23 protein-coding genes are annotated in these 25381 nt (G+C 53.6%); 15 read left to right on the forward strand and 8 right to left on the reverse strand.

Translation table 11 applies throughout. From position 1 onward, the window contains the following. Positions 1–4: 4 nt before the first annotated feature. The 6 genes from AAC636_RS02765 (at position 5) to AAC636_RS02790 (ending at position 7509) form a co-directional block, all read left to right on the forward strand. Positions 5–1624 carry a dihydroxyacetone kinase subunit DhaK gene (locus AAC636_RS02765; protein ID WP_340300328.1) on the forward strand — a complete coding sequence of 540 codons (1620 nt, stop codon included), beginning with the start codon at positions 5–7 and terminating at the stop codon, positions 1622–1624. Between the two features lie 381 nt (positions 1625–2005). After that, positions 2006–3571 carry an ABC transporter substrate-binding protein gene (locus AAC636_RS02770; RefSeq protein WP_340301073.1) on the forward strand — a complete coding sequence of 522 codons (1566 nt, stop codon included), beginning with the start codon at positions 2006–2008 and terminating at the stop codon, positions 3569–3571. A 72-nt stretch (positions 3572–3643) separates the two neighbouring features. Next, entirely contained in the window at positions 3644–4627 is a 984-nt protein-coding gene (locus AAC636_RS02775) for an ABC transporter permease (protein WP_340298909.1), read from the forward strand. Beyond that, on the forward strand, positions 4623–5561 hold the full coding sequence (locus AAC636_RS02780; protein WP_445322468.1) for an ABC transporter permease: 939 nt from the start codon (positions 4623–4625) through the stop codon (positions 5559–5561). The genes AAC636_RS02775 and AAC636_RS02780 overlap by 5 nt, the downstream gene beginning before the upstream one ends. After that, positions 5561–6550, forward strand: a complete 990-nt coding sequence (locus AAC636_RS02785) for an ABC transporter ATP-binding protein (protein WP_340300329.1) — start codon at positions 5561–5563, stop codon at positions 6548–6550. The genes AAC636_RS02780 and AAC636_RS02785 overlap by 1 nt, the downstream gene beginning before the upstream one ends. Continuing rightward, a complete protein-coding gene (locus tag AAC636_RS02790; RefSeq protein WP_340300330.1) occupies positions 6547–7509 on the forward strand; it encodes an ABC transporter ATP-binding protein in 963 nt (320 codons plus the stop codon). The genes AAC636_RS02785 and AAC636_RS02790 overlap by 4 nt, the downstream gene beginning before the upstream one ends. A gap of 202 nt (positions 7510–7711) precedes the next feature. Here AAC636_RS02790 and xylB read toward each other — a convergent pair whose 3' ends face one another. Next, a complete protein-coding gene (gene xylB / locus AAC636_RS02795) occupies positions 7712–9160 on the reverse strand; it encodes a xylulokinase (RefSeq protein WP_340300331.1) in 1449 nt (482 codons plus the stop codon). Positions 9161–9508: 348 nt separating this feature from the next. Here xylB and AAC636_RS02800 point away from each other — a divergent pair, with 348 nt between their 5' ends. Continuing rightward, positions 9509–9940, forward strand: a complete 432-nt coding sequence (locus AAC636_RS02800) for a DoxX family protein (RefSeq protein WP_340300332.1) — start codon at positions 9509–9511, stop codon at positions 9938–9940. 52 nt (positions 9941–9992) lie between these two features. Here AAC636_RS02800 and AAC636_RS02805 read toward each other — a convergent pair whose 3' ends face one another. Genes AAC636_RS02805 through AAC636_RS02815 form a run of 3 tightly spaced genes read right to left on the reverse strand, consistent with a single transcriptional unit; the run spans position 9993 to position 12169 of the window. Continuing rightward, a complete protein-coding gene (locus AAC636_RS02805; protein ID WP_340300333.1) occupies positions 9993–10598 on the reverse strand; it encodes a 2-dehydro-3-deoxy-6-phosphogalactonate aldolase in 606 nt (201 codons plus the stop codon). After that, positions 10595–11503, reverse strand: a complete 909-nt coding sequence (locus tag AAC636_RS02810; protein ID WP_340300334.1) for a 2-dehydro-3-deoxygalactonokinase — start codon at positions 11501–11503, stop codon at positions 10595–10597. Before AAC636_RS02810 ends, AAC636_RS02805 begins: the two co-directional genes overlap by 4 nt. A gap of 21 nt (positions 11504–11524) precedes the next feature. Next, positions 11525–12169 carry an SGNH/GDSL hydrolase family protein gene (locus AAC636_RS02815; protein WP_340300335.1) on the reverse strand — a complete coding sequence of 215 codons (645 nt, stop codon included), beginning with the start codon at positions 12167–12169 and terminating at the stop codon, positions 11525–11527. A gap of 202 nt (positions 12170–12371) precedes the next feature. On the opposite strand from AAC636_RS02815, the gene AAC636_RS02820 reads away from it, so the two are divergent. The 3 genes from AAC636_RS02820 to AAC636_RS02830 all read left to right on the forward strand — a co-directional run bounded on the left by AAC636_RS02820 (position 12372) and on the right by AAC636_RS02830 (position 16580). Then, the gene (locus AAC636_RS02820; RefSeq protein ID WP_340300336.1) at positions 12372–13271 is read left to right on the forward strand and encodes a glycerophosphodiester phosphodiesterase family protein; all 900 of its coding nucleotides are present in this window, start codon (positions 12372–12374) and stop codon (positions 13269–13271) included. A gap of 252 nt (positions 13272–13523) precedes the next feature. Continuing rightward, positions 13524–14924, forward strand: a complete 1401-nt coding sequence (locus tag AAC636_RS02825) for a uracil-xanthine permease family protein (RefSeq protein WP_340300337.1) — start codon at positions 13524–13526, stop codon at positions 14922–14924. Positions 14925–15065: 141 nt separating this feature from the next. Then, positions 15066–16580, forward strand: a complete 1515-nt coding sequence (locus AAC636_RS02830; protein WP_340300338.1) for a fused MFS/spermidine synthase — start codon at positions 15066–15068, stop codon at positions 16578–16580. Here AAC636_RS02830 and AAC636_RS02835 read toward each other — a convergent pair. Continuing rightward, positions 16577–17431 carry a shikimate dehydrogenase family protein gene (locus tag AAC636_RS02835; RefSeq protein WP_340300339.1) on the reverse strand — a complete coding sequence of 285 codons (855 nt, stop codon included), beginning with the start codon at positions 17429–17431 and terminating at the stop codon, positions 16577–16579. The two genes, AAC636_RS02830 and AAC636_RS02835, sit on opposite strands and share 4 nt — an antisense overlap. Positions 17432–17562: 131 nt before the next feature. Between AAC636_RS02835 and AAC636_RS02840 the strand changes: the two genes are divergently transcribed. Next, positions 17563–18783, forward strand: coding sequence for an MFS transporter (locus AAC636_RS02840; RefSeq protein WP_340300340.1), 1221 nt, complete (start codon positions 17563–17565; stop codon positions 18781–18783). A 16-nt stretch (positions 18784–18799) separates the two neighbouring features. Continuing rightward, entirely contained in the window at positions 18800–19000 is a 201-nt protein-coding gene (locus tag AAC636_RS02845; protein WP_340300341.1) for a hypothetical protein, read from the forward strand. Positions 19001–19002: 2 nt separating this feature from the next. Here the strand turns inward: AAC636_RS02845 and AAC636_RS02850 are convergent, their stop codons facing one another. From AAC636_RS02850 to AAC636_RS02860, 3 genes are read right to left on the reverse strand one after another with little or no spacing between them, the layout of a single operon-like run. After that, positions 19003–20031, reverse strand: coding sequence for an ABC transporter substrate-binding protein (locus tag AAC636_RS02850; protein WP_340300342.1), 1029 nt, complete (start codon positions 20029–20031; stop codon positions 19003–19005). Next, on the reverse strand, positions 20001–21386 hold the full coding sequence (locus AAC636_RS02855; RefSeq protein WP_340300343.1) for a sensor histidine kinase: 1386 nt from the start codon (positions 21384–21386) through the stop codon (positions 20001–20003). Before AAC636_RS02855 ends, AAC636_RS02850 begins: the two co-directional genes overlap by 31 nt. Beyond that, positions 21383–22051 (reverse strand): response regulator transcription factor, encoded by a 669-nt coding sequence (locus AAC636_RS02860; RefSeq protein ID WP_340300344.1) that lies wholly within the window; start codon positions 22049–22051, stop codon positions 21383–21385. The genes AAC636_RS02855 and AAC636_RS02860 overlap by 4 nt, the downstream gene beginning before the upstream one ends. Positions 22052–22192: 141 nt before the next feature. Here AAC636_RS02860 and AAC636_RS02865 point away from each other — a divergent pair, with 141 nt between their 5' ends. From AAC636_RS02865 to AAC636_RS02875, 3 genes are all read left to right on the forward strand, one after another. Next, positions 22193–23179: a tripartite tricarboxylate transporter substrate binding protein gene (locus tag AAC636_RS02865; RefSeq protein WP_340300345.1), complete on the forward strand. Its 987-nt coding sequence runs from the start codon at positions 22193–22195 to the stop codon at positions 23177–23179. 108 nt (positions 23180–23287) lie between these two features. Next, positions 23288–23794, forward strand: coding sequence for a tripartite tricarboxylate transporter TctB family protein (locus tag AAC636_RS02870; RefSeq protein ID WP_340300346.1), 507 nt, complete (start codon positions 23288–23290; stop codon positions 23792–23794). A 12-nt stretch (positions 23795–23806) separates the two neighbouring features. Further along, entirely contained in the window at positions 23807–25324 is a 1518-nt protein-coding gene (locus AAC636_RS02875; protein WP_340300347.1) for a tripartite tricarboxylate transporter permease, read from the forward strand. The last annotated feature ends 57 nt before the right edge of the window (positions 25325–25381 follow it).

Raw genomic sequence — 25381 nt, forward strand, 5'->3', positions numbered from 1 at the left:
CACAATGCAACACTTTATTAATGCAAAAGAGGATATGGTCACACAGGCAATCGACGGAACGATTGCCGCTTCTGGCGGGAAGCTGACTCGATTGGACGGCTATCCACACATACGGGTTGTCGTTCGGTCTGATTGGGACAAATCCAAGGTTGCATTGGTTTCTGGTGGTGGTTCTGGCCATGAGCCAGCGCATGCGGGGTTTGTTGGTGAAGGGATGTTGACTGCAGCAGTCTGTGGCGATGTCTTTGCTTCGCCCTCCGTTGATGCGGTATTGGCCGGTATTCTTGCTGTCACAGGCGCAGCCGGCTGTTTGCTAATTGTAAAGAACTACACGGGCGACCGCTTGAACTTTGGTCTTGCTGCCGAGCGAGCTCGGTCGTTTGGATTGAAGGTGTCCATGGTGATTGTGGACGATGATGTAGCCCTTCCGGACCTGCCTCAGGCGCGGGGGGTGGCAGGAACCCTATTCGTACACAAGATTGTAGGAGCTATGGCCGAGAATGGAGCAAGCCTTGAGGCCTGTACGTTGGCTGCCGAACGGGTCAGAAAGGCAACGCGGTCTATAGGGATGTCGCTTGATACATGCACTGTTCCTGGGTCTTTGAAAGAGGATCGGATCCCCCTTGGGATGGCGGAACTTGGCCTTGGTATTCACGGGGAAGCAGGTGTTGAACAAGTCGCCTCAAGTGGGGCAAGAGACGCAATCGCGCTGATGACGAAAAAGCTATCAGCAGGCATGCCCAAGACGCCGCACGTTGCGTTGATCAATAACCTAGGCGGGACATCCTTCCTTGAAATGTCGATCCTGACCAATACATTGCTCGCGTCGGAAGTGGGTCAGCAAATCCAGTATGTGATTGGTCCTGATTCAATGATGACTGCACTCGATATGCATGGATTCTCGATCTCTTTAATGGAACTTTCCAACGGAGATGAAGACCTGCTGGCACAACCTGTTGGCGTGCCTGCGTGGCCGGGCTGCAACCGGCGTCAGACGCCCAAGTTTCTTGCTTTGCCCGATGGCTTGTCGCCTATTCGCGCGCCCGCCTCTCAGCATGAGCCGACAAAGGCCTTCCTAACGGCGTGTTGCAACGTGCTGATCGCATCAGAGATAGATCTGAATCTGCTTGACGCCAAATCAGGGGACGGCGACACAGGATCAACCCTTGCAACGGCATCCCGCGCTTTGATTGAGGCGATGGACAAGCTTCCCCTGGCTGATCATACGCAGCTGTATCGGGCAATCGGGCTGGAGTTGAGTCAGACTATGGGCGGTTCGTCCGGAGTACTTTTGGCGATCTTTTTTGCAGCGGCTGGTGATGCCTCATCCTCTGGACTGCCGATGAAGGATGCGCTGCAGACGGGACTAGACAGAATGCGCCAGATTGGTGGGGCTAATCCGGGAGACCGTACGATGGTCGATGCTTTGCAGCCAGCTTTACAGGTTCTGGGTGAGGGTATTGCCGCCGCCGCCGCTGCAGCTCGCAAAGGCGCAGATTACACAGCCACAATTACCTCTGCCAAGGCGGGCCGAGCCAGCTACATCAACGCTGAACAGTTGGAAGGTCATATTGATCCTGGCGCTGAGGCGGTCGCTCGTTTATTCGAACATTTGGCAAGCTAAACAAATGTCACATCAAACTCTTGACGCCCATCTCGAACATCAGGTGGGCGATCCAGACCTACGCAATTTTACTGATTGGATCGCGAGTCTGAAGGCTTCAAACTGCTCATTGGTTAATTTGAGTTCGACATTGGCTTAATCCCGCCCCCGCAGCCACTTTTTCCGAATGTCTCAATTTACCGCTTCACTCATGTCTTCTGCTCTATACCTTATCCTGTACGTTTAAATGAGGAAAAACAAATTGGCAGATGAGGTTTCTGATGAAATCCTTTGAGCGAAATCTCTTTTCATTGCATGTTGTTGTCCTAAAATCCTCTACGGATGCTTTATAACAGGGAGAACAAAATGCAACTTACCCACTCTAAGAAAACGTTGCGAACTATGCTTCTTACTGCTGCAGTGTCAGCAGTAGCCATTTCGTCAGTCAGCGCGGAAACATTGCGTTGGGCGCGGGCAGGGGATTCATTGACGTTGGATCCGCATGCACAAAACGAGGGCCCGACTCATACTCTCGCCCATCAAATTTACGAACCACTAATAATACGCGATATGTCGGGGCAGTTTCAGGCTGCATTGGCTACTGACTGGGCGCCGTCACCCGATGATCCAAATGTCTGGGTGTTCAATTTGCGTGAGGGTGTAACTTATCACGATGGCGCTGCATTTACCGCTGAAGATGTTGTGTTCTCAATTGGACGAGCGCAGTCAGAAAATTCCAATATGAAGGAACTGTTGAACTCAATCGTTGAAGTTCGTGCGGTTGACGACTTAACTGTTGAGATGGTTACGGATGGTCCAAATCCAATCTTACCATCGAACCTTACAAATCTTTTTATGATGGATAGTGGTTGGGCTGAAGCAAATGGCGTTGTAGAAGTGCAGGACGTTGAAGGTGGAGAAACGACTTTTGCGGCTACCAACGCAAATGGCACAGGTGCGTACAAGCTTGTTAGCCGTGAACCCGATGTACGGACAGTTCTAACCCAAAACGAAAACTATTGGGGTATTGGGCAGTTCCCACTTGAAGTTACGGAAATCATTTACACACCTATTCAGAATGCTGCGACACGAGTAGCAGCGCTGTTGTCTGGGGAAGTCGATTTCATCCAAGATGTTCCCGTACAAGACTTGGACCGTGTTGCGAACACGGATGGTCTCATCGTTAAGACAGCTCCACAAAACCGCGTAATTTTCTTCGGAATGAATATGGGGGCAGCGGACATTGCAAATGACAATGTTGATGGTGCCAACCCGCTTGCGGATGTCCGTGTTAGACGCGCAATGAATATGGCGATTAACCGTGATGCGATTCAACAAGTAGTTATGCGGGGTCAGTCGCAACCCGCTGGTATGATTGCTCCGCCATTTGTAAACGGCTGGACAGCAGAGATGGATGGTTCTGTCTCAACTGATATTGATGCTGCACGCGCTTTGATGGCCGAAGCGGGTTATGGCGACGGGTTTTCCATCCAGTTGGACTGCCCAAATGATCGCTACATCAATGATGAAGCGATTTGCCAAGCAGCCGTCGGCATGATGGCACAAATTGGCATCACCGTTAACTTGGACGCTAAGCCAAAGGCACAACACTTCCCACTCATTACAAATGGTGAAACCGATTTCTACATGTTGGGTTGGGGCGTTCCTACATATGACTCCGAGTATATCTTTAACTTCTTGACGCACACTCGTGGAGAAGACCGAGGCAGCTGGAACGGGACTGGCTATTCAAACCCTGAGATGGATGTCATGATCCAGAGCTTAGCGTCTGAAACTGACCTAAGCGCCCGAAATGCTACGATCCAAGCGATTTGGGACGATGTTCAAGAACAGCAGTTGTACCTACCAATACATCACCAGGTTCTTAACTGGGGTATGAGTGATGCAGTTGGTATTGACGTTAGCCCTGAAGATGATCCGAAGTTCAAATTCTTCACGATGAACTGATTGTGAATTACTGCCCCTCAATTAGAGGGGCAGTAACCCTTTTATCAATTTGTTCCATTGGGAAATTTTTTCATGCTGGCATACATCCTACGCCGGATATTTCAGTCTTTAATAGTGTTACTCGCTGTTGGCTTTGTTGCTTTTGCGATGTTCAGTTTCGTGGGAGACCCCGTGGATAACATGTTGGGTCAAGAACGCACGCAGGCTGATATTGAGCGCTTGCGCGAACAGCTTGGACTAGATCAGCCATTTATAGTGCAATATTGGCGCTTTTTGGAGCAAGCTGCTCAAGGAAATTTTGGCTTAAGTTATCGCCAAGGGCGGCCTGTTTCAGAAATTATCGCTGAAAGATTGCCTGCTACAGTGGAATTGGCGCTCGTGTCAGGGTTATTAGCCTTTATTGGTGGGGTTGGATTGGGAGTGTTCACTGCAATACGGAGACACGGTGTACTGCCGAGTTTTATTATGACAGCGTCGCTTGTCGGAGTGTCACTACCAACGTTCCTGATTGGAATTTTATTGATTTATATATTTTCTGTTGAGCTTGGTTGGCTTCCAAGTTTTGGCCGTGGTGAGGTCGTTGACCTCGGGGGATGGACCACAGGTTTCCTAACAGCCAGTGGTTTAAAAGCATTAATTCTTCCTGCCATTACGCTTGGTCTCTATCAAATGACGTTAATCATGCGTCTAGTTCGCACTGAGATGTTAGAAGTATTGCGCATGGACTATATACGCTTTGCACGAGCGCGTGGGTTGACCGAAAAAACAATTAATTTTCGGCACGCTCTGAAAAATACACTTGTGCCAGTCATCACAATAACTGGTCTCCAGCTAGGTAGTATCATCGCTTTTGCGATCATCACGGAAACTGTTTTTCAATGGCCGGGCGTGGGGCTGCTGTTCATCAACGCTGTTCAGTTTGTCGATATACCTGTCATGGCTGCTTATTTGATGATGATTTCCGTAATGTTTGTGGGAATTAATCTGATAGTCGATGTCCTTTATTTTGCCATTGATCCTCGTTTGCGGATTGAACGAAGCGTAGGGGGGCATTGAGTTGAGGCGCACCAGGATTTTTGTAAAATTTTCTCAGGCTTTAAACAGTGATTTAGGTTGGTCATTCAGAAAAAATCCGGTGGCGATCATGTCATTTTTTGTGGTTGTGTCTTTAATAATGGGAGCGATATTTGCCCCATTATTAGCGCCTTATGATCCTTTTGACCCAGCCACCCTAAACTTGATGAATGGGTTTACGGGACCACTGACGCCTAACCAATTCACACAAGATGTTTTTGTTTTGGGGACTGATGATCAGGGTCGTGATGTCTTGTCCACCATTCTCTTTGGGATGCGAATATCTCTGTTTGTTGGGTTCTCGGCTGTTTTTCTGGCGATGATTTTGGGTGTAATTCTTGGTCTTTTAGCGGGTTACATCGGCGGATGGCTGGATGCTGTTATCATGCGGGTTGCTGACGTGCAGCTCACCTTTCCGTCTATTTTGGTTGCGATGTTGATTTTTGGTATCGCGAAAGGCGTCACGCCGGCGGAATTCCGTGATCAGGTAGCTATTTGGGTCCTCATTCTTGCCATTGGTCTGAGCGACTGGGTTCAATTTGCACGCGTGGTCCGCGGTGCTACTTTGGTTGAAAGGCAGAAGGAGTACGTTCAAGCGGCACAGCTCATCGGGCGAGCTAACTTAGCGGTGATGCTCAAACACATCCTGCCCAATGTTCTCAACCCCGTTTTGGTAATTGCCACAATTAGTTTGGCTTTGGCTATCATTGCCGAAGCTACTTTGAGTTTTTTGGGTGTGGGTGCTCCGCCTACTAAGCCGAGTTTGGGAACACTAATTCGTATCGGGCAAGAATATATGTTCTCTGGAGAATGGTGGATCTTGTTTTTCCCTGCGATCACTCTTTTGGCTCTCGCGCTATCGATAAATCTACTCGGTGATTGGTTGCGTGACGCTTTGAATCCGAGGCTACGCTGATGGTGCAACCTGTCCTCTCAATAAAGAGCCTGGTTGTGGAAATTCCCACTCGGAAAGGTATCCTCAGGCCAGTAGATCGAGTGAGTTATGACATTTTCCCAGGTGAAATTCTCGGTATCGTTGGCGAGTCCGGTGCAGGAAAGTCAATGACAGGGAACGCTGTAATTGGGTTGTTAGAGCGGCCGGCGCGAATTGTGTCAGGTGATGTGCTATTATCAGGGAACCCGATCCACAACTTATCAGCCTCTGAATTCCGTAAAATCAGGGGTAAAAAAATTGGTATGATCTTTCAGGATCCTTTGACTTCGTTAAACCCACTTTTAACTGTCGGAGAGCAACTGGTCGAAACCATCATTGAACATCTTGCGGTTTCGAAGAAAGAAGCGCAGGAGCGCGCCATCGCAGCCCTGGAAGAAGTCGGTATCCCTGCAGCGCGAGAGCGGATAGGTAGCTATCCCCACGAGTTCTCCGGCGGTATGAGGCAACGAGTGGTGATAGCTTTAGCATTATGCGCTGAGCCTGACTTAGTAATCGCAGATGAGCCGACTACGGCACTTGACGTGTCAGTTCAGGCTCAGATCATCGCACTTTTAAAGCGGTTGTGCCGAGAGCGTGGCGTCGGGGTTATGTTGGTTACTCATGACATGGGCGTAATTGCTGAGGCGGCAGATCGTGTAGCTGTCATGTATGCTGGAAGGTTGGCCGAGCTTGGCGCGGTGCAAGATGTGCTCACTGAGCCAAAGCATCCTTATACGTATGGGCTTATGGGCTCCACTCCGTTGGCAAGTAGAGGATTGAAACGGTTGAAGCAGATCCCTGGTTCAATGCCGCGGTTAGGAGCTTTACCAGAAGGCTGTGCCTTTTCACCAAGATGCGATTTTGCTCAGGAAGTTTGTAAAACCGGATCTTCGCCATTTATCGCAGACGAGGATGCTCAAGCCGCATGTTGGTTCCCATTGCAGCACACTAAATTACGGTCGTCAAAATGAGTGTGATTGTCCGAGCAAAAGCGTTAAGACGCCTCTTTGATGTCTCCAAGCCCTGGTTGAACCGTGTTGTCGAAAGGGAGCCAAAGGCTTTTTTGACGGCTGTTGCAGATGTAGATTTTGAAATTGAGGAAGGCTCAGTTTACGCGTTAGTTGGTGAGAGTGGTTCTGGGAAATCAACTATCGGAAAAATGGTTGTAGGGTTAACTAGTGCAACTGATGGGACCATTGAAATTGATGGCATCGCGATAACTGGCAATGATCAGAAAGCAAAAATTTCTGAGGCTCGACAAAAACTGCAGATGATTTTTCAAGATCCATACGCATCCTTGAATCCGCGTTGGAAAGTACGTGACATTATAGCAGAGCCTGCAAAATTGAGAGGCTTTGAGACTAAAGGTTTGCCCGAAAGGTTGCTGCAACAAGTCGGTTTATCACCAGAGGATGCAGATAAGTATCCACATGAGTTTTCGGGTGGACAGCGGCAACGCATTTGCATTGCACGTGCTCTTTCGTCTGAGCCTAAGGTGGTCGTGTGTGATGAGCCTACTTCTGCGCTGGATGTATCAGTGCAAAGCCAAGTTTTGAACTTGATGTCGGATTTGCAAGAGCAACTGGGTCTTACATATTTATTTATTAGCCATGATCTTACTGTTGTGGAGCACATGGCCGATAAGATTGGTGTGTTATATTTGGGAGCTTTGGTTGAAGAGGCCCCAAAGGAAACGCTTTTCGTTTCACCTTTGCATCCTTACACGCGTATGCTGTTTGATGCTGCGCCAAGATTGGATGGGTTTGGGCGAGAAATTGATGTGCCCAAAGGCGAAATACCTGACCCGATTAATCCTCCGCCTGGCTGCTCCTTTCATCCACGGTGTCCACTTGCTACAAGCTTGTGTAAAACGGTTCGCCCTCAGATGCGTTTGATTGGAGATACGCGCGTTTCTTGCCATCATGTTTAGACTATGCTTACACCCACTTTATTCCAGGTGTTTGGTGCTTAACTGTGGTTCGACATAGGCTTAATCCCGCCCCCGCAACCAATCCAATCAACTTACCTGCTCGTATCGCGCTGTATGGTTTTGTCACTTTGGCGGATGTGATAGGCTTGGGGGGTTTCCTGCCCTGTGCGATCCGCTCGCGGTTGGTAGAATTGCACCTTCCTTACCTCAGTTTTTGCTGAACCGTTCGCAATGCGGGATATAATGCGCGATATGCCTGAAGGCGTATCTGCGTGCTGTGATCGATTGCCCCCATCGGTTTGAACCAATGACGGACAGTGGGGCGCTGCATCACTGCATCCATAAGTTTGTCGCCGCAGGCCAAAAGCGCAAGCCGTGCGGCTCCAAGGGCAGGGCCCACAACGGCCTCATCGCTGCGACCTAGTGTAATTCCTGTCACATCTGCGATCATTTGCATCAACAAATCACTGCGGGTGCCCCCGCCAATGGCCAAGAGTGAGGTTGGTGTTGTGCCTGCTTTTGCAAAGGCCTCGGCCGCATCTGCAAAAGAAAAGGCGATCGCCTCAAGAACAGCGCGCATCAAGCTGCCTTGGCTCATGCCCTCGCCCAGATTGGCAAATCCCCCGCGTATTGTAGTGTCTCCATGCGGTGTGCGCTCCCCCGTCAGGTAGGGCAGGAAAAGTGGGCCTGGCCGTGCCTCGGCCGCTTCGGCCAAGAGAAGATCAATGGGGCGGTTTAATAGATCGGCCAGCCACGCCATCGGGCGTGCGCCATTCAACATTGCGGCCATCTGAAACCAGTGATCGGGCACTGTATGGGCATAGGCGTGAATGCGATTTTCGATATTTGGGCGATAGGCATCCGTGGTCACAAAAAGCTGCCCCGAGGTGCCAAGCGAGATAAACCCATCACCTGCTTGCACGGCACCAAGACCGACTGCCCCCGCCGCACCATCGCCTGCCCCTGCCGCCACAGGAATGTCAGGCGTTAGACCCAGATCGGTGGCGATGTCGGGCAAAAGCGTGCCAGCCACATCGGTGCCATGCAGGACGCGGGGCAGCCAAGCAGGTTCGGTTGCGGTCAGCTCACAAAGCCGCGCAGACCAACACCGCGCGGCCTCGTCAAACCATGATGTGCCTGCGGCGTCTGATGGGTCGGTCACACATTCGCCATGCAGGCAGAGCCCGATATAATCTTTGGGCAACATCACATGGCGGATCTTGGCGTGGGCCTCGGGCTCATGACGTGACAACCACAAGATTTTTGGCGCCGTAAAACCCGGCATTGGCAAAACGCCTGCGCGTTGCGCGGCTGACGGATCGGCCGCGATGATATCGGAACATTCAACATCTGCACGGGCGTCATTCCATAAAATCACGGGCCGCACAGGTTTGCGTTGCGCGTCTAGCACAACGGCACCATGCATCTGGCCAGATAGGCCAATCGCCTTGATGGCGGCGCGAAGCGCGGGATCTAATGTCTTGATGCAGGCGCGTGTTGCCTCCCACCAATCCTCGCAATTTTGCTCGCTTGCCCCATCAAACGGATGCGAAATGGGCAAATCTTTGCTGCTTTGCGCGGTCAGATTTCCCTCAGCATCAATGACACAAAGCTTTACAGCCGAAGTTCCCAAATCGATCCCAAGATACATCTTCGACATCCTTTTCCCACTGGCTGAATGCCGGCATCTGTGGATTTGAGCGTAAAAGGGGCATTTTTGAAATTTAACTCGTGTAAAGTTTTGTCGGTATTGCAGCGCAAGAGGCAAGAGCAAATCATCTGCATCCGCCAGTAATTTGCCAGTCTGATGGCCAATCATTCAACCACAAAGGCAATCCCATAGAAACCGCATCTCTTGAATGCAGGGATGACGGGCCCGTCACTCGCTGCATGCAAAAGGTCAGATATAATTTTTAAATCTGTAAAGCCCTCTCTCTGTGCGTATTTGCACAAAGCGCGTCAATTCTTTTGGAATATCCGACCGCTGAACGCTGTGTTTATGTCCGCGCCAAGCCGCGAATGGCTTTTGGAAAAGGATGGATTTCTCATGCAGCAGCTTGAAAAATTTGCGCCGCTGATCGCGCGCGTGTTCATTGGTGGATTTTTCCTAATGGCAGGTCTGGGCAAGCTTGCCGATGTGCAAGGCTTTGCAGGCTATGTCACGATGGGTGGTTTGCCGGCGTTCTTGGCGTGGCCTGCGATTATCTTCGAGATTTTGGTGGGGGCCTCCCTATTGGTGGGGTTCAAATTGCGTCTTGTCGCATTGGCAGGCGCGGCCTTCTGTGTTGTTACAGCAGTGCTGTATCACAACAATTTTTCCGATCAGATACAGATGATCATGTTCCTCAAGAACTTCTCTATCGCAGGTGCATTCTTGATGTTCTTCGCGCATGGCGCTGGGGCTTATGCCTTGGATAAAAACGCCGCCTGATGTTTGGCAAAAGGGGCGGGGGTATCTCCCCGCCCTGTCCCCTCAGATATTTTCACCCGAAGGCCGCATCATAGGCCGTCACGCATTCTTTCGCCAAATGGCCAACTTTGATTGCGTCATAATCAGGTTTGAACAGGTGCGAACCAAGGCCAAAACCAGTGATCCCTGCGGCCTGCCATGCGGCAAAATCTGCGGGACCAACGCCACCCACAGCATAGGTTTCAACCGATTTCGGCAGAACGGCGGCTAGGGCCTTATAGCCATCCACCCCAAGCTTGAAGGCAGGAAAGAGTTTCAACCCGTCTGCGCCATGCCGCAACGCGGTCAAGCATTCGGTCGCAGTAAATGCACCCGGATAAGACAGCATCCCTTGTGCCTTTGTGGCTTCAATCACCGCGGGGTTTGTATCGGGTGATACCACCATTTTCGCACCGATCTGCGCTAAGCGATCAACGGCTGCTACGTCTAGGACGGTGCCTGCGCCGATAAGGGCGCGCCCCTGTGCATGGGCAACCATGGCCGCGATACTGTCAAACGGGTCTGGCGAGTTTAACGGCACTTCGATCCGAGTGATCTCTGCCGCAATCAGTGCATCCGTTATGGAGAGCGCAGTCTCAGGCCGAAGGCCCCGTAAAATGGCAATAATGTTGCGGCTCATTCTGCAGCCTCTAAAAAGGATTTATACGCGGCCTTTAACCCGCTCAGGGCCATGCCCTCGCCAGAAATTTTGATGACACTTGCCCCTTGGGCGGTAAGGGCCTCGTGATAGGCATCTGCAATGCCGCCCGTCCCAATCACACGGATATCTTGGCCCAGCCAGTAGGGTTTGGCGCCCGCCAATTCCTGACCGATCAACAGACCAGATAGGCGTGCGCGGGCCGCATTCGTGTCAGCCCCATGAAGCAACCCCTCGGCGCGGATGGAAAAGAGATTGGCCGACACCAGTGCAGGATGGGCGATTGCCTCATCCAAAGCGGCAAGAAAGGTGGCGCTGTCCCAGCCCCCGCCGCCCACGGAATGGCGCAGAACCGAGGCCTGCTCTAACAGGCCGAACAATTCCCCTGTCATGAAGGTGCGAAAGCTGACGATCTCGCCTGCGCTGATCTGCACCCATTTGCAATGCGTGCCAGGCAGGCAAAGGATGCCATCAAAATTTGGATACTCGTCTAAAAACCCCGTGATTTGCGTCTCCTCTCCGCGCATTACATCTGCGGGACGCTCTTGCTTGATCCCAGGAATAATATGGGCGGCCAAGCGGGGGTCGGTGGTATCTACTTTGACGGCTGCGGCGACAGAGGGCGGGGGGCAAGGGGTCGCGACATAGGGCGCTTCTGCCCATCCTTGGCGTGCGCCCGCCATGCCGCATATCAAAACCGTAGTTTTTTCAGATGCGGGCAAAAGATCGCCCGCCAATTCTACGAGGGCGGCCTCGAATCCGTCAGGGCGAAGGTTGCCCATACCATCGGAGGAGTGGCGCTGCGCCAAAACCGATCCTTCGGCGTTGATCCACCAAATGCGCAGATGCGATGTGCCCCAATCTACCGCCAACCAATTCGATGCCATTGCGTCTCTCTTATCCGATATTCAGTTTTGAATGGCTGCAAAAATCAGCTCGGCAATGCGGGGCATTTGCGTGGCTTCATAGTGGATGCCATCCACGGATGAAACCGTCACCGCGCCTGTTAGATCGACCAAATCCACGCCCTCGCGTGCCGCCATTTCGGCCATGGCGGGCGATAGGCCCACTGATTTCGCAGCGCCGCCACGGAACATTTCCGCCAAAACCCCCCGTTCCTCAATCTGTGGAGGGCAGACAACAATCACCCGCGGGACACCACGCGCAGGCCCGCAGCCAGAGGTGCGGATGATACGCACGAGTTTACCTACAGACTGTGCAATATCGAAAGCATTGACAGAAAAGCGCGGCTTTAGGTCATTGGTGCCAAGTTTCACCACCACCGTATCAATTGGGCTGTGGCTTTCTAAAATCCCAAGTAATGCCGCCGCGCCATTCTTATGCGGCCCTTCCACTGGGTCATCATGCAAAGTCGTGCGACCGGGCAAGCCTTCATCAATCACGCGCCATGTGGCCCCAAGTTTTTGCGCCAAAAGGGTTGGCCATCTTTGCGCAAGGGGATAGCGCTCTTGCTGCCCAAGCACAGTTAAAGGCCCAGTGCCATGGGTATTGGAATCGCCAAAAAGCAAAAGGGTTTTGGGGTCTTGTTCCATCTCGTCCCTTTCCCGACTGGCCCCTAGACCAAGGGCACAAATGGCACGCCACAGCCTGCAAGGATGATACAGGCCAACAGAATGCGATAATGGGTCATGTGATCGTTACTTTCTTGTTTTACTGCGCGAAACAATAAGCGCCACTTGGCTGATTGCAAGCAATGGCTGCGGGGTGCTAGGCAAGACGTAGACGTTACAGGAAATGTCAGGGCGCGTGATGGGCGATGCGGTGGCAGATTTTCGCAAATTGTCAGGGCTGATCCGTATCGTTGGCCATCGGGGCGCGCGCGGTGTGTTTCCCGAAAATACAATGCTTGGTTTTGATTATACGCTGGCCGCAGGAGTGCCGTTACTTGAGTTTGATGTGGTGCTGACGGGCGATGACATCCCCGTCATTACGCATAATCCCACGCTGCACGCCGCAACTTTTCGGGACGAAACAGGACAGTTCATCACAAATGAGATGCCAATCCGTGATTTGAGCTATACAGACCTCTGTCGCTATGAGGTTGGTAAAATTGATGGGCAGAGCGCCTATGGCGCGGCCTTTCCCGATCAGGCGCAGGTTGATGAGTTACAAGTGCCGCGATTGGCCGACTTATGCGCCCTTATTTCGCGGCCTGAACACGCCGCGGCGCGTCTGCTTCTGGAGATAAAATCTGATCCCGTGCTTGCCCAAAATACCGCCGCGCGGGCGTATTTTGTTGCGGCAGTTTTGGATGTGATCCGTAGCACTCATGTGGTCGGGCAGACCGTCTTGCACAGTTTTGATTGGGCCATTTTGGCGGAGTGTAAGGCACAAGCGCCAGAAATCCCGCGGTCTTATTTGTCGATTGCATCCGAGCCCCAGTTTCAATTGCCGCCCGATATTCCCGCTCATATCAAGGCGGAAGGTGGCGCGCTATGGTGCCCGCATTTCGCGGATATCACCGCAGCAGATGTGGCCTATGCGCAAAGCTTAGATTTGGGCGTTGTTGTTTGGACAGTAAATCAAACCGTAGATATCGATCGCATGATTGATTTTGGGGTGGACGCGATCTGTTCTGACTATCCCGCCCGCGTGCAGCGCCGCTTGTCGGATAGGGGTTTGCGCTGGCAGTAAGGCCGAAAGCGAAATTTTCTCAATGATTTCAGCGCAAAAACCTCTGCCAGACCTTGTTTGTGACAGCTTTTTGTTTTTTTTGAAAATAAATCTTCAGTTTCTGATTTAGCCTGCGATTTGAGCCATGACTTTTGGGTCATGGTCTGTCGTTCCGCCCACAGGTCGGGCGGCGCTAAGCGCGAAGCGCGAACATTCGATGAGACTTTGTCGGAGGAGGAGCCGCCAAAGCATCGAAAAGGGAGGGACTAAAAGATGTCAGACGCATCAATTGGAACGCCAGAGCAGCTGCGCGATCCGAATTACACGCCGCCTTTGACGCAGGCGGTGCCACTTGGAATTCAACACGTTTTGGCGATGTTTGTCTCGAATGTGACACCCGCCATCATTGTTTGCGGTGCGGCTGGGTTTGGCTTTGGCTCAAACAGCCCTGATTTTCCGCAGATGATCTATATGATCCAAATGTCGATGTTCTTCGCGGGCATCGCCACTTTGTTCCAAACCATTGGATTTGGCCCTGTTGGCGCGCGGCTGCCGATTGTCCAAGGAACGAGCTTTGCCTTTATTCCGATCATGATCCCCTTGGTCGCCGGCAAGGGCGTTGACGCGATTGCCGTTTTGATGGGCGGCATTTTGGTCGGCGGTTTGTTCCATGCCTTCCTAGGCCTGTTCATTGGCCGCTTGCGCTTTGCCTTGCCGCCCTTGGTGACGGGCCTTGTTGTCACGATGATTGGTTTGGCACTTGTTAAGGTTGGCATCCAATATGCTGCGGGCGGTGTGCCTGCAATTGGAACCGAGGAATACGGCTCTAGTCTGAACTGGCTCATGGCGGGCACAGTGATCCTTGTGACCTTGGGGCTGAAATTCTTTGCGCGTGGGATGCTGTCTGTCTCGGCCGTTTTGGTTGGCCTTTTGGCGGGCTACGCGGTGGCCTTTGCCTTGGGGCAAGTGAATTTGGGCAATGTTGGCCGTGCAGCAAGCTTTGCGATGCCAAACCCGCTCCACTTTGGGTTAGAGTTTTCGGTCGCCGCAATCATCGGCTTTTGTGCCATGTCCTTTGTTTCCGCCGTGGAAACAGTGGGCGATGTGTCAGGGATCACCAAAGGGGGTGCGAACCGCGAAGCGACCGATAAGGAAATCCAAGGCGCGACTTTTGCCGATGGTCTGGGCACGGCTGTGTCTGGCTTGTTCGGGGCATTGCCGAACACATCCTTCTCACAGAATGTGGGCCTGATTGCGATGACGGGCGTGATGAGCCGCGCGGTTGTCACGATCGGCGCAATATTCCTTATTCTTTGTGGCTTGGTGCCAAAGGTGGGCGCGGTGATTTCCTCTGTGCCAATTGAGGTTTTGGGCGGTGGTGTGATCGTCATGTTCGGTATGGTTGTCGCTGCAGGCATCTCGATGCTGTCTGATGTGAATTGGAACCGCCGCAATATGGTGATTTTTGCGATTGCCTTGTCCTTGGGGCTTGGTTTGCAGCTTGAACCTGACGCACTGCAATATCTGCCAAGCACGATGAAAATCTTGGCCACCTCGGGCATTTTGCCTGCGGCCCTCATCGCGATTATCTTAAACCTCGTGCTGCCCGCAGAACTCAGTGCGGAATCCACGGAAGAGGTTTCTGGCGGCATGTCGGGAAAGAGCTCAAAATAAGCTCACAGGTGAGCATGACTTAAAACGCGAAGCGGCAGGGGAAACCTTGCCGCTTTTGCTTTATCTGGCTTGTGCCTTTGCGGGGCTGGTGTAAATTTTCCTCGATGGCGCGACAGTCAGTCTCAAGCGAGGTGCGATCGGGTGGCAGGCACAGGAAAATACCTTTGGATCATGGTTGTGCTGCAGGCGGCGATTTCTGCATCAAGCCTTGTGGTGGAAATTGTCGCAGGCCGTATGATCGCGCCCTATGTCGGGATGAGCCTCTACACATGGACAGCCACTATTGCGGTTGTTCTGGCGGGCTTTTCCGTGGGTCATTGGTGGGGCGGTCGCATCGCTGCGCATGACAGTCAAAATGCATTGCGCCAAACCGCATGGACGATGGTTTCAGCCGCTTTGACCACCGCTGCGGCAAGTCTGATGTTGCGCGGGTTTGAAGGACCGCTGATTGAGGCCTTCAGCCATCCCCTCGCCGCCATCACCGCCCTAAGCATGGTCGCGTTTTTCTTGCCTTCACTATTTGCGGGCATCCCTGCGCCTGTTTTGACGGTTGTTGCAATGCGTGGGCACAGCCAGTCTGAACGCGTCTTGGGGGTTATGTTCGCAACTGGGGCGATTGGGGCGATTTTCGGCACTTTGCTTGCAGGGTTTTTCTTTGTTCCGCGCTTAGGCTCGATGACCACCTTGATGGTCATTGCTGTGATTTATGCGCTTGCGGCGGTCGTCTGCTTTGCGTTGGCACGGGTTAGAGGGCGCGATCTTGGTCTTGGGTTCGCGGCATGTCTGGCGCTTGTGGGGCTCGGCTATCAGACCCTCAGCCTGCCAGCGATTTGTGACGAGGAAAGCGAATATTTCTGTATCCGCACAGTGACACTTTCTGATGCCGAGGGCGCGCGCGTTCATCTGATGGTTTTGGATCACCTTGCTCATGGCATCAGCGGCGAGGCGGAGCCGCGCCAGATGCAAACCGATCATGCTGCAATGTTGGACGCGCTGCCGCGCATGCGGATGGGGGAGAAGGATTTCTCATCCTTCCATATCGGCGGCGGATCCTTTTCCGTCCCGCGGGGATGGGCCGCGCATGGTTTAGGGCAAATCACGGTGGCCGAGATAGACCCCGCCGTCACGCAGGTGGCGATTGATGATTTCTGGCTCCCTGCAGATCAAGTCACCGTGCTGCATGAAGACGCGCGTATGGCGCTGCGCAATACCCCCACGCGCTATGATGTGATCATTGGGGATGCTTTCACCGATATTGCCGTGCCCGAACATTTGATCACGCAGGAATTTTTTGAATTGGTTGCAAGCCGCCTGACGGATGGCGGGGTCTTTGCAATGAACTTGATCGACAATGTTGACCGCATGGATGCTCTAGCGGCGATGATTGTGACCTTGCAGGCGGTTTTCCGAAGTGTCGAAGTCTGGACAGAGGCACGTGGGCCAAGCATGGGTGAGCGGCGGATTTTTGTTCTTCTGTGTGGCGAAACACCAAGTCCTGTCTCTCGCCTCACGGCGGGGTCGCCTGATCCAATGATCTTTCAACCCCTCGATGATGCCTTCGTGGCGCAGATTGTGGCTGATAAGCAGCCGCGCGTTCTGACAGATGACTATGCACCGATTAGCGCCCTGATCGGATTTGAGCCCATCTTGAATTAGGCTTGCAACAGCGCCGCGCGCAACGCGGCCTCATCCACGCTGCCGCCCGAAAAATGTGCCCATGCGTGCACGCCTTGATAAAAGAATAATTCCCACCCAGAAATGATTTCTAGACCAAGCGCCGCTGCATCTTTGAGGAACGGGGTCTCAAGTGGGGTATAGACCGCGTCAAACACCCATTTTGCCTCTCGCATATGCGCAGCCGGCAGCGGGGTGCCGCCATAGCCAACCATGCCAATTGGCGTTGCGTTCACAAGGCCCGTGATCTCAGGCGGCAGCTTGGACACCTCGCGCATCGTTGTGACCTGCAATGTCGGAAACCCACGCGCCAGATCACGCTTTAGGCCATCGGCTTTAGCCAAATCTGTATCAACCAGATGCAACGCGCTTGCCCCTAAATCTGCAAGGCCAAAGGCAATCGCGCGTCCCGCCCCACCTGACCCGATGATCAGCACCTCGCTTGGCGCGTCATCGCCCCGCGTGGCCTGATAGGCGGCCTTAAAGCCGGTGTAATCTGTGTTATAGCCAATGGGCCCTTGGGCCGTGAAAAGAACGGTGTTCACGGCCCCAACCGCGTCCAACATGGGATCGGCCAGTTGCACAAGTGGCACCACTTTTTCTTTATAGGGATAGGTGATGTTGAGCCCTGAATAGCCTTCAATTTGCGCGGTCTCAAAGACCTCATGAAAGGTTTCCTCGCGTTCAGGCGGGATCAAGAGATCATAGCTGACCGCGCGGGCGTTCAGGTGGCCTGCAATTCGGTGCAAACGCGGGGCGCTGGATTGTTTGATATTGTCACCGATCAGCCCCAATTTGAGCGGGGCTTGGTTTTGGGTCGGGCTTAAGGACATATCGCCTCGTCTTTCTCTTCGCGCGTGATTTGGCCATATCGCCACGAATGGCGGGCAGATGCAACTTTTGTTGGCGCTCATTTTGGAATGGCGATAGCGTTAGATCTGCGCGATGTGAACAGGTCTGATCCATGCAAAGCAATATTCATGATAGCGCCTATTCTTGGGGTAGGCTCGCCATCACCTTGGCGATTGCGATGATTGCTAATGTGGGCATGTGGGCCATTATCGTGATCATGCCTGCGGTTGAGGCGGAATTTGGATCGCTGCGCGCGGCCTCGTCCTTGCCCTACACGATGACAATGGTCGGTTTTGGCGCAGGCAATCTTTTGGTGGGCCGCTTAGTGGATCGTTTTGGTGTCACGATTGCCCTCTCTTTGGCAGCCGTCATGATCGCGGCAGGGTTCGCTCTCTCCACTCTTGCAAGCAGCATTTACACGCTATCCCTGATCCACCTGATTTTGGGCCTTGGAACGGCTGCGGGCTTTGGCCCTTTATTGGCGGATATATCGCATTGGTTCTTGCGCCGCCGCGGGATTGCCGTGGCCTTGGTGGCCAGTGGCAATTACCTGTCTGGCGCGATTTGGCCGATGGTTCTTTCTGGGATCTTGGCCGAGGATGGATGGCGGGCTGTCTACCTCACCCTTGCAGTGATTGCGCTTGTGGGGATCATCCCGCTTTCATTCGCGTTGCGGCGCAAACTGCCAGAAACCGCCCATGCCCAGTCCGAGGCAATGTCGCGCGCCAAGGCAAATTCGGTTGGCCTGTCCTCGCGCCAGTTGCAATATCTGCTGGGCTTTGCGGGCGTGGCCTGCTGTGTGGCCATGTCGATGCCGCAGGTGCATATCGTATCTTACTGCGTGGGCCTTGGATATGGCCCTGCCGTGGGGGCCGAGATGCTGTCGCTGATGCTTCTGGGTGGTGTGGTCAGCCGCATCATTTCAGGCTTAGTCGCTGATCGTTTGGGTGGTGTGCGCACCCTCTTGATTGGGTCGGTTTTACAAATGACGGCGCTGTTTTTTTACCTGCCCTATGATGGGCTTGTGTCGCTTTATGTTGTCAGCTTGATTTTTGGTTTGGCACAGGGCGGTATTGTTCCGTCCTACGCCTTGATTGTGCGCGAATACATGCCCGCCCGTGAAGCAGGTCAGCGGGTTGGATTTGTGATCATGATGACGATTGTGGGCATGGCGCTTGGCGGTTGGATGTCGGGGTGGATTTTCGATGTAACAGGCAGCTATCAGATAGCATTCATCAACGGTATTTTGTGGAACGGGTTTAATGTGGCGATAATTGTGTGGCTTTTGACGCGCAGTCGCCGCCCGCAGGCCCCCATTTTGGCCGCAGGCTAGGGGAGGAGGAGAGTTCATGTTCAATGATGATGTTGCCGCCATTTGTCCTGAATGTGGGGCAAGCGATGTCGCGATGGATGCGACAAAGATCACCTGTCAATCTTGCGGTCATTTCGAGGCTTTGGGTCTAGAGGCCGAGGGATCAAGCGCGGCGCTCACAAACCTCTCGCAGGCCTATGCGATTTCCGTTTTGCAAAGGTGGAGTTTTGCAGGCTAGCGTTATTGTTGCACAATCGCGTTTTCCCATTCGGCCAAGAAATTGCGCCGATTGAGCGGGTCAAGATAGACCATCAGGGCGGGCCCGATCCGAATAGGCCCAAATCCTGCGCTAGACGCAGCAGGCGATGTGTCATTGAGCGGCGGAAGGGGCCAACCCTCGGCCCCATCGCGCAGGGCGATACTGAGCAGCGCATCAATAAACGCCCCGGCATCTTTTGGATTCTGCGCCGTGATTGGGATCAAGGCGGTGCGCAATATCACGTTGGAAAAATCGGTCATCCGTAGAATTTGCACACGACCTTCGGATTGATCGGCCAATCGTTCGGCCACGTAACTGCCCAAGACATTATAGGCGAGGGCCAGTTTGCCACTCATCACATCCTCAATCATTTGGCTTGAACAGCAATAGAGCGTGGGGTTGAGACGGCCCATCACTTCGGAGAGTCTCCAATAGGCATCTGTGGCACGGGCTTCCTGCGTGGCAAACAGATAGCCAAGCCCACTGTCCCGCACATCATAGGTGCCGATAGACCCTGCGAAACGTGCTGGGTTGTCGCGTAAAACTTCGATCAAATCCTGCCGCGACTGCGGAATGGATAGCCCCTCAAAATATTCAGTCGAAACCAAGACCACCGCGGGCTCGGTCGTGAATGCGAAAATGACATCACGCCATGTGGCCCAGTCTGGCAAGCTTTGTGTCATGGGCGAGCGATAGCGTTGTGTCAGCCCATCATTGGCCAGTTGGAATTGCAAATCCATCGCCGATGAAATGGCCACGTCATAGACCGCGCCTGAACTGATCTCACGATGCAAATCCGCAGAGGAGGCAACCGTATATTCCAAATCTAAGGTTGGATTGGCGCGATGAAACGCTTCGAGATAGGGTGTGAAGACGTCCAAATCAGCGGTGGAGAGTATCCGCAAAACCCTGTCGCCAGTGCCTTCGATGCGTAGGAAATCCTCTGGTTCAAAGGCGGTTGCAGGGCTGATCCACAGACTTAAAGCAAGGGTAAGACAAGCGAGGCGCATGTGCCCTTTCCTTCCTTATTATTTGACAATTCTAAGCGCCCGCCATGGGCGGCCAAAACATCAGCGGCAATGGTAAGGCCCAATCCTGATCCCACAATGTTTTCGGTGTTGCGTCCTCGTTTGAAACGCTGTGTGAGAACTTCGGCAGGTTCATCGCCTAGCCCTGTGCCCTCATCGCGCACAGTGATGTAGCCATAGCCCCCTTTGGTCTCCACGCAAATTGATATGGTGGTGTCTTCAGGCGAATATTTGATGGCGTTGTCGAGAATATTGCGCAACGCGCTGTCGAGCAGCACCGCATCACCTGCAACGATGATGTCCTCGGCTTTCAGGTCAATGTCGATATCCTTCATGCTTGCCGTGGGGGTCATTGCAGTCGCCGTTTGGGCAGCCAAACTTTTGAGCGAGACATGATCGCGCAGAAGATCATCCGCGCGGAAGGCCACAGTCGCGTGATCCAAAAGCTGTCCCGCCGAACGGGAGCTTTCGTCAATCGCGCGGATCATCTGGCGCAGGCGGTTGCGTTCAGCCTCGCCTGAGGCGTTGCGCAAGGCAAGATCCGCTTGCACCCGAACAGTTGCCAAAGGCGTGCGGACGCGATGCGCGGCCTCTAGAATAAACTCTTCCGAGCGGCGAATGGATTGCCCCAATCGATCCATGAAGCGATTGAGCGCGGCAATGAGCGGCGCCAATTCCTCAGGGGCGGGGCGGCCCAGGGGGCGCAAATCGGATGGCCCGCGCCGCGAGACAGCCCCTGCAATCTCGTTCAAGGGCCGCAATGATGTGCGGGCGGCAAAAAAGGACAGCAGCACCGCGACCAAGAAAAAGGCAATCGACAACAGGCCTGCTTGACGCGAGAGGTCAAGCGCGATGGCGGCAATGCCTTCGCGGGTTTGTCCGACTGTGACGATCACCAATGTCGGTTGATTTCCCGCCAATATACGGCGCGAGAGAGTGGCCAGTCGCAAATCTTCGCCGCGATAAGATTGCGTTGCAAAACTGACCTCGCCTGCGCGGGTGTTAGGGTCAGTGGCAACGGGAAGATCTGCATAGCCTGTCAGCAATGCGCCATTCGCGTTGACCCGATAAAAAACTCGATCCTCGCTAATCGCGCCGAGCATGGAAAACGCAGAATAGGGCAGTTCAAGCCGCAATTCGCCCTGCTCGCTGCGCAGGGTTTCGGCGATTGCAGTCACAGCAGCGGCCAAGACGTTATCTTGGGTTTCTTCGGCGGCTTGGCGGGCGAACCCCGCAACCATCCCCCAAGACAGCAATGACAACAGCGCCGCTACAATCGCGAGATAGAGCGTTAATCGCCGACCAATGGAACCTGTGCCCTGTTGCGCCTCGCTCACGGGGTTTTCACCTCCATCCGATACCCAATGCCGCGCACAGTCTCGATGTGAATATCCGTTCCCGCAAGACGGCGGCGCAAGCGGCCCACATAGACCTCAATCGCGTTTTCTGTGATCTCTGCATCATAGGAAAACAGCCTGTCCATCAATTGCGCCTTTGATAAAATCTGTCCTTGATGGCGCACGAACACTTCCAAAAGACGCAATTCGCGGCTGCGCAATTCTATGGCATGGGCGTCATGGCGTAGCGTGCCTGCAAGCGGGTCAAAGATGGTTTGGCCAAGCGCGATATCATTGCGCGCGGCCCCGCCGCGGCGGCGCAAAACGGCGCGGCACCGCGCTTCTAATTCGGAAAAATCGAAGGGTTTCGTGATGTAGTCATCGGCCCCTTGGTCAAGGGCGCCGACCCGATCCGACACTTGGCTGCGGGCGGTTAACATGATCACGGGCGTTTCGATGTGGATGCGGCTTTGCGCCAAAAATGCGCGACCATCGCCATCGGGAAGCATCACATCAAGCAAGATCAGATCGTAGCTGGCATCTGCGAGGCAAGCGCGCGCATGGGCCAAATCTGGGGCGTGATCGACCGCATGGCCGTCCAAGACCAGACGTTTGACCACCGCTTCGGCCAATTCCTCGTTATCCTCTACAAGCAGATAGCGCATTAGGCGCGTGGCCTTTCCCTGACTATTCCCACAACAGGTGGGCTGATATTTTAGTCCTGCGTGTCAGGCTCGTGTCAGCTTTCTGTGGTCGGGTGAGTTTATGGCGGTGGAGGATCGCCTGTCAAATGGGAGGAATACACTATGAACACCTTTGGGTGGACACGCCGCGCTATGATCGCGGCTGCAACTGCTACGCTTGCATTCTCGGGCATGTCCAATGCGGGCGGGCATCAAATGATGGATCAGGTTCACTTCCTCATCCCCGGCGGTGCTGGCGGTGGTTGGGATGGCACAGCGCGCGGCACAGGCGAGGCGTTGGTCAATTCTGGTCTTGTGGGCAATGCCACATTTGAAAACATGTCAGGCGGTGGCGGCGGCGTCGCCATTGCGCATTTGATCGAAAATGCAGCCTCAAGCGATGGCACATTGATGGTAAACTCAACCCCCATCGTCATCCGCGCTTTGACGGGCGAGATTTCTCAAAGCTTCCGTGACCTGACCTTGATCGCAGGCACAGTGGGTGACTACGCGGCATTGGTTGTAACTGCAGATAGCCCGCTGAAATCGATGGAAGATGCATTGGCTTCATACCGCGAAGCGCCGATGGATTTTGCCATTGGTGGGGGTTCGGTTCCTGGCGGTATGGATCATTTGGTCGCAGCGATTGTAATGCAGGCTGCGGACGAAGATCCCACTGCGTTTAACTATATCGGTTATGACGCCGGTGGTGAGGCGATGGCGGGCTTGCTGTCGGGCGAGATTGATGCGCTGTCCACAGGCTTTTCCGAAGCGGTTGCTTTGGCCGAGCAGGGTGAGGTCCGCATATTGGGCGTGACCGCCCCTGACCGCGTTCCTGCCTATGCAGACGCGCCAACCTTCGCTGAGCAGGGTATTGATGCGCAATTCGTGAACTGGCGCGGGTTCTTCGCCGCACCTGGCATGGCGCAAGAAAAAGTTGAAGCTTACCAAGCGATGTTGGCGGCGATGATGGAAACCCCTGAGTGGGAAGAAGTGCGCGGCCGTATGGGTCTGGTGAATATTTATCGTCCCGGCACTGAGTTCCAAAGCTTCCTCGAAGCACAAGAGCAGCAGATCGGTGATCTGATGCGCGAGTTGGGCTTCCTCTAAGAGGATAAGCGCGTTTTGCGCGATTGATCTATGGAAGGGCTGCCTCATTTCGCGGCGGCCCTTCCGTGCAACAGACCCACAAATTTGGCTGAGAAAAAGGGGGCGTTTATGGCCTTAGAACGTTGGATTGCATTGGCCTTTGTGGCGCTATGCTGCATCTATGGCTATGCTGCGTTTTTCACGATGGATCATCTCTTGCCTGCAATTTTGCAGCGTAATCCGATTTGGCCATCAACATTTCCAAAAATCCTGAGCGTGCTTGGGGTGATTGTGGGCTTGGTTGTGCTGTTTTTTGGCAAGCCCGAAAAGACAGCCGAAGCAGATATAACAAAAGAACAAAGTGCCGAAGATATCGATCACCGCCGTCTTGGGGATTACAATATCGGCCAAGCCCTGTCGCTTTTGGCGCTGATGGTAGCTTATGCCCTCCTTCTGCGCCCAGCGGGGTTTGTGGGGGCGACCATTCTTTTCCTTGCGCTAGGTGGGTTCATCTTAGGCGAGCGGAAATTTCACATTCTTATACCTGTGGCCGCGATTGCCGCAGGCACGATCTGGTATCTTGTGCAGGAGGTGCTGGGTATTTTCCTGCGCCCTTGGCCTGCGTTTTTGATGTGAGGGGGACGCATCATGCTTGAAGGTTTGCTTCTTGGCCTTGCGGCCGCAATAACGCCCTTTCACCTTGCGATGGTCGTGTTTGGCTGCGTGATTGGCACCATTATCGGTATGTTGCCCGGTCTCGGGCCAATGTCGATTATTGCGATTATGATCCCTGTCGCGATTGGATTGGGCGATCCAACGGGCGCTTTGATCTTGTTGTCTGGCGTCTATTATGGCGCGATTTTTGGCGGGTCGACCTCGTCAATTTTGCTCAATGCGCCGGGGGTCGCGGGAACAGTTGCCACCGCCTTTGATGGATACCCGATGGCGCAAAAGGGTCAAGCGGGTAAGGCGCTGACGATTGCAGCCATTGCGTCCTTTGCAGGGGGCACAATCGGCGCGATCTTGTTGATGATCTTTGCACCTGCGCTGTCCTCGGTCGCGCTTTTGTTCCATTCGGCGGAATATTTCGCGCTTATGGTTGTTGGGCTTTCGGCCATTGCCGCCTTTGCGGGCACAGGGCAAGTCGCCAAGGCGCTGATGATGACCATTCTTGGCCTTATCATGGGCACTGTCGGTGAAGGGGCCTTGTCCAATATGCCGCGCTTCACCTTTGGGATCATGGAATTGCAATCGGGGTTTTCCTTCATCACCCTCGCGATGGCCATGTTCGCCCTGCCTGAGGCGCTGTTTTTGGTCTTGAATCCTGCGCGCGGTGCGCAAAGTGGTTCGGGCGGCGAGATCAAAGATCTGCGCATCACCAAAGACGAGGCGCGTAAAATCGCGCCCGTCATCGGGCGGCAATCGGTGCAAGGGTTTTTCATCGGTGTTCTACCGGGGGCTGGGGCCACGATTGCATCCTTTTTGGGATATGCGGTTGAGCGCAACATCGCCAAAGGCGAAGAGCAGGCAGAATTCGGTAAAGGCTCAATCAAAGGTTTGGCCGCACCCGAGACAGCGAATAACGCGGCTTGCACGGGCTCTTTCGTGCCACTGCTGACTTTGGGTATTCCTGGCTCTGGGACAACTGCGATTTTGCTTGGTGCGTTGATCGCCCTTAATGTCACCCCTGGCCCAAGATTGATGACCGATGAGCCTGATGTGTTCTGGGCGGTTATTATCTCGATGTATATTGGCAATCTGGTTCTTTTGGTTCTGAACCTGCCGCTTATCCCCTATATCGCCAAACTGTTGACGATCCCGCGGGCCTATCTGATCCCGTTCATTTTGTTCTTCACGTTGATGGGCAGCTATATCGGCCAAAACAATGCGACTGAATTGCTGATCTTGGTGGGTTTTGGGGTGGTTGCTACGATCTTGCGCTTTTCGGATTATCCCCTTGCCCCGCTTCTGATTGGGTTCATCCTTGGCACGATGATGGAGGATAATTTTGCCCGCGCTATGCAGCTTTATCGTGGATTTGGCTTTATCCTCGAACGTCCAATGACCCTGGGGTTGTTGATCCTTGCGGTGGGTCTGGTTTTTGTGCCTGCCTATCGCGCCCGCCGCGCGCGCTTGCGTCAGGCTGGTGTTGCAGATGGCGATTGATCGGCGCTAAACATAAGTAATCGGGCGCAGGGATAATCCGCGCCCCCTTTTGTTGAA

This window comes from Roseobacter sp. HKCCD5988, from assembly GCF_037830355.1.
Taxonomy (GTDB): Bacteria; Pseudomonadota; Alphaproteobacteria; order Rhodobacterales; family Rhodobacteraceae; genus M30B80.

Coding starts and splice junctions, on each gene's coding strand:
- AAC636_RS02865 (WP_340300345.1), top strand. CDS start 22,193: ATGAACACCTTTGGGTGGACACGCCGCGCTATGATCGCGGCTGCAACT.
- AAC636_RS02850 (WP_340300342.1), bottom strand. CDS start 20,031: ATGCGCCTCGCTTGTCTTACCCTTGCTTTAAGTCTGTGGATCAGCCCT.
- AAC636_RS02840 (WP_340300340.1), top strand. CDS start 17,563: ATGCAAAGCAATATTCATGATAGCGCCTATTCTTGGGGTAGGCTCGCC.
- AAC636_RS02800 (WP_340300332.1), top strand. CDS start 9,509: ATGTCCGCGCCAAGCCGCGAATGGCTTTTGGAAAAGGATGGATTTCTC.
- AAC636_RS02835 (WP_340300339.1), bottom strand. CDS start 17,431: ATGTCCTTAAGCCCGACCCAAAACCAAGCCCCGCTCAAATTGGGGCTG.
- AAC636_RS02770 (WP_340301073.1), top strand. CDS start 2,006: ATGCTTCTTACTGCTGCAGTGTCAGCAGTAGCCATTTCGTCAGTCAGC.
- AAC636_RS02845 (WP_340300341.1), top strand. CDS start 18,800: ATGTTCAATGATGATGTTGCCGCCATTTGTCCTGAATGTGGGGCAAGC.
- AAC636_RS02870 (WP_340300346.1), top strand. CDS start 23,288: ATGGCCTTAGAACGTTGGATTGCATTGGCCTTTGTGGCGCTATGCTGC.
- AAC636_RS02805 (WP_340300333.1), bottom strand. CDS start 10,598: ATGAGCCGCAACATTATTGCCATTTTACGGGGCCTTCGGCCTGAGACT.
- AAC636_RS02765 (WP_340300328.1), top strand. CDS start 5: ATGCAACACTTTATTAATGCAAAAGAGGATATGGTCACACAGGCAATC.
- AAC636_RS02875 (WP_340300347.1), top strand. CDS start 23,807: ATGCTTGAAGGTTTGCTTCTTGGCCTTGCGGCCGCAATAACGCCCTTT.
- AAC636_RS02785 (WP_340300329.1), top strand. CDS start 5,561: ATGGTGCAACCTGTCCTCTCAATAAAGAGCCTGGTTGTGGAAATTCCC.
- AAC636_RS02860 (WP_340300344.1), bottom strand. CDS start 22,051: ATGCGCTATCTGCTTGTAGAGGATAACGAGGAATTGGCCGAAGCGGTG.
- AAC636_RS02820 (WP_340300336.1), top strand. CDS start 12,372: ATGTCAGGGCGCGTGATGGGCGATGCGGTGGCAGATTTTCGCAAATTG.
- AAC636_RS02790 (WP_340300330.1), top strand. CDS start 6,547: ATGAGTGTGATTGTCCGAGCAAAAGCGTTAAGACGCCTCTTTGATGTC.
- AAC636_RS02810 (WP_340300334.1), bottom strand. CDS start 11,503: ATGGCATCGAATTGGTTGGCGGTAGATTGGGGCACATCGCATCTGCGC.
- AAC636_RS02825 (WP_340300337.1), top strand. CDS start 13,524: ATGTCAGACGCATCAATTGGAACGCCAGAGCAGCTGCGCGATCCGAAT.
- AAC636_RS02815 (WP_340300335.1), bottom strand. CDS start 12,169: ATGGAACAAGACCCCAAAACCCTTTTGCTTTTTGGCGATTCCAATACC.
- xylB (WP_340300331.1), bottom strand. CDS start 9,160: ATGTATCTTGGGATCGATTTGGGAACTTCGGCTGTAAAGCTTTGTGTC.
- AAC636_RS02775 (WP_340298909.1), top strand. CDS start 3,644: ATGCTGGCATACATCCTACGCCGGATATTTCAGTCTTTAATAGTGTTA.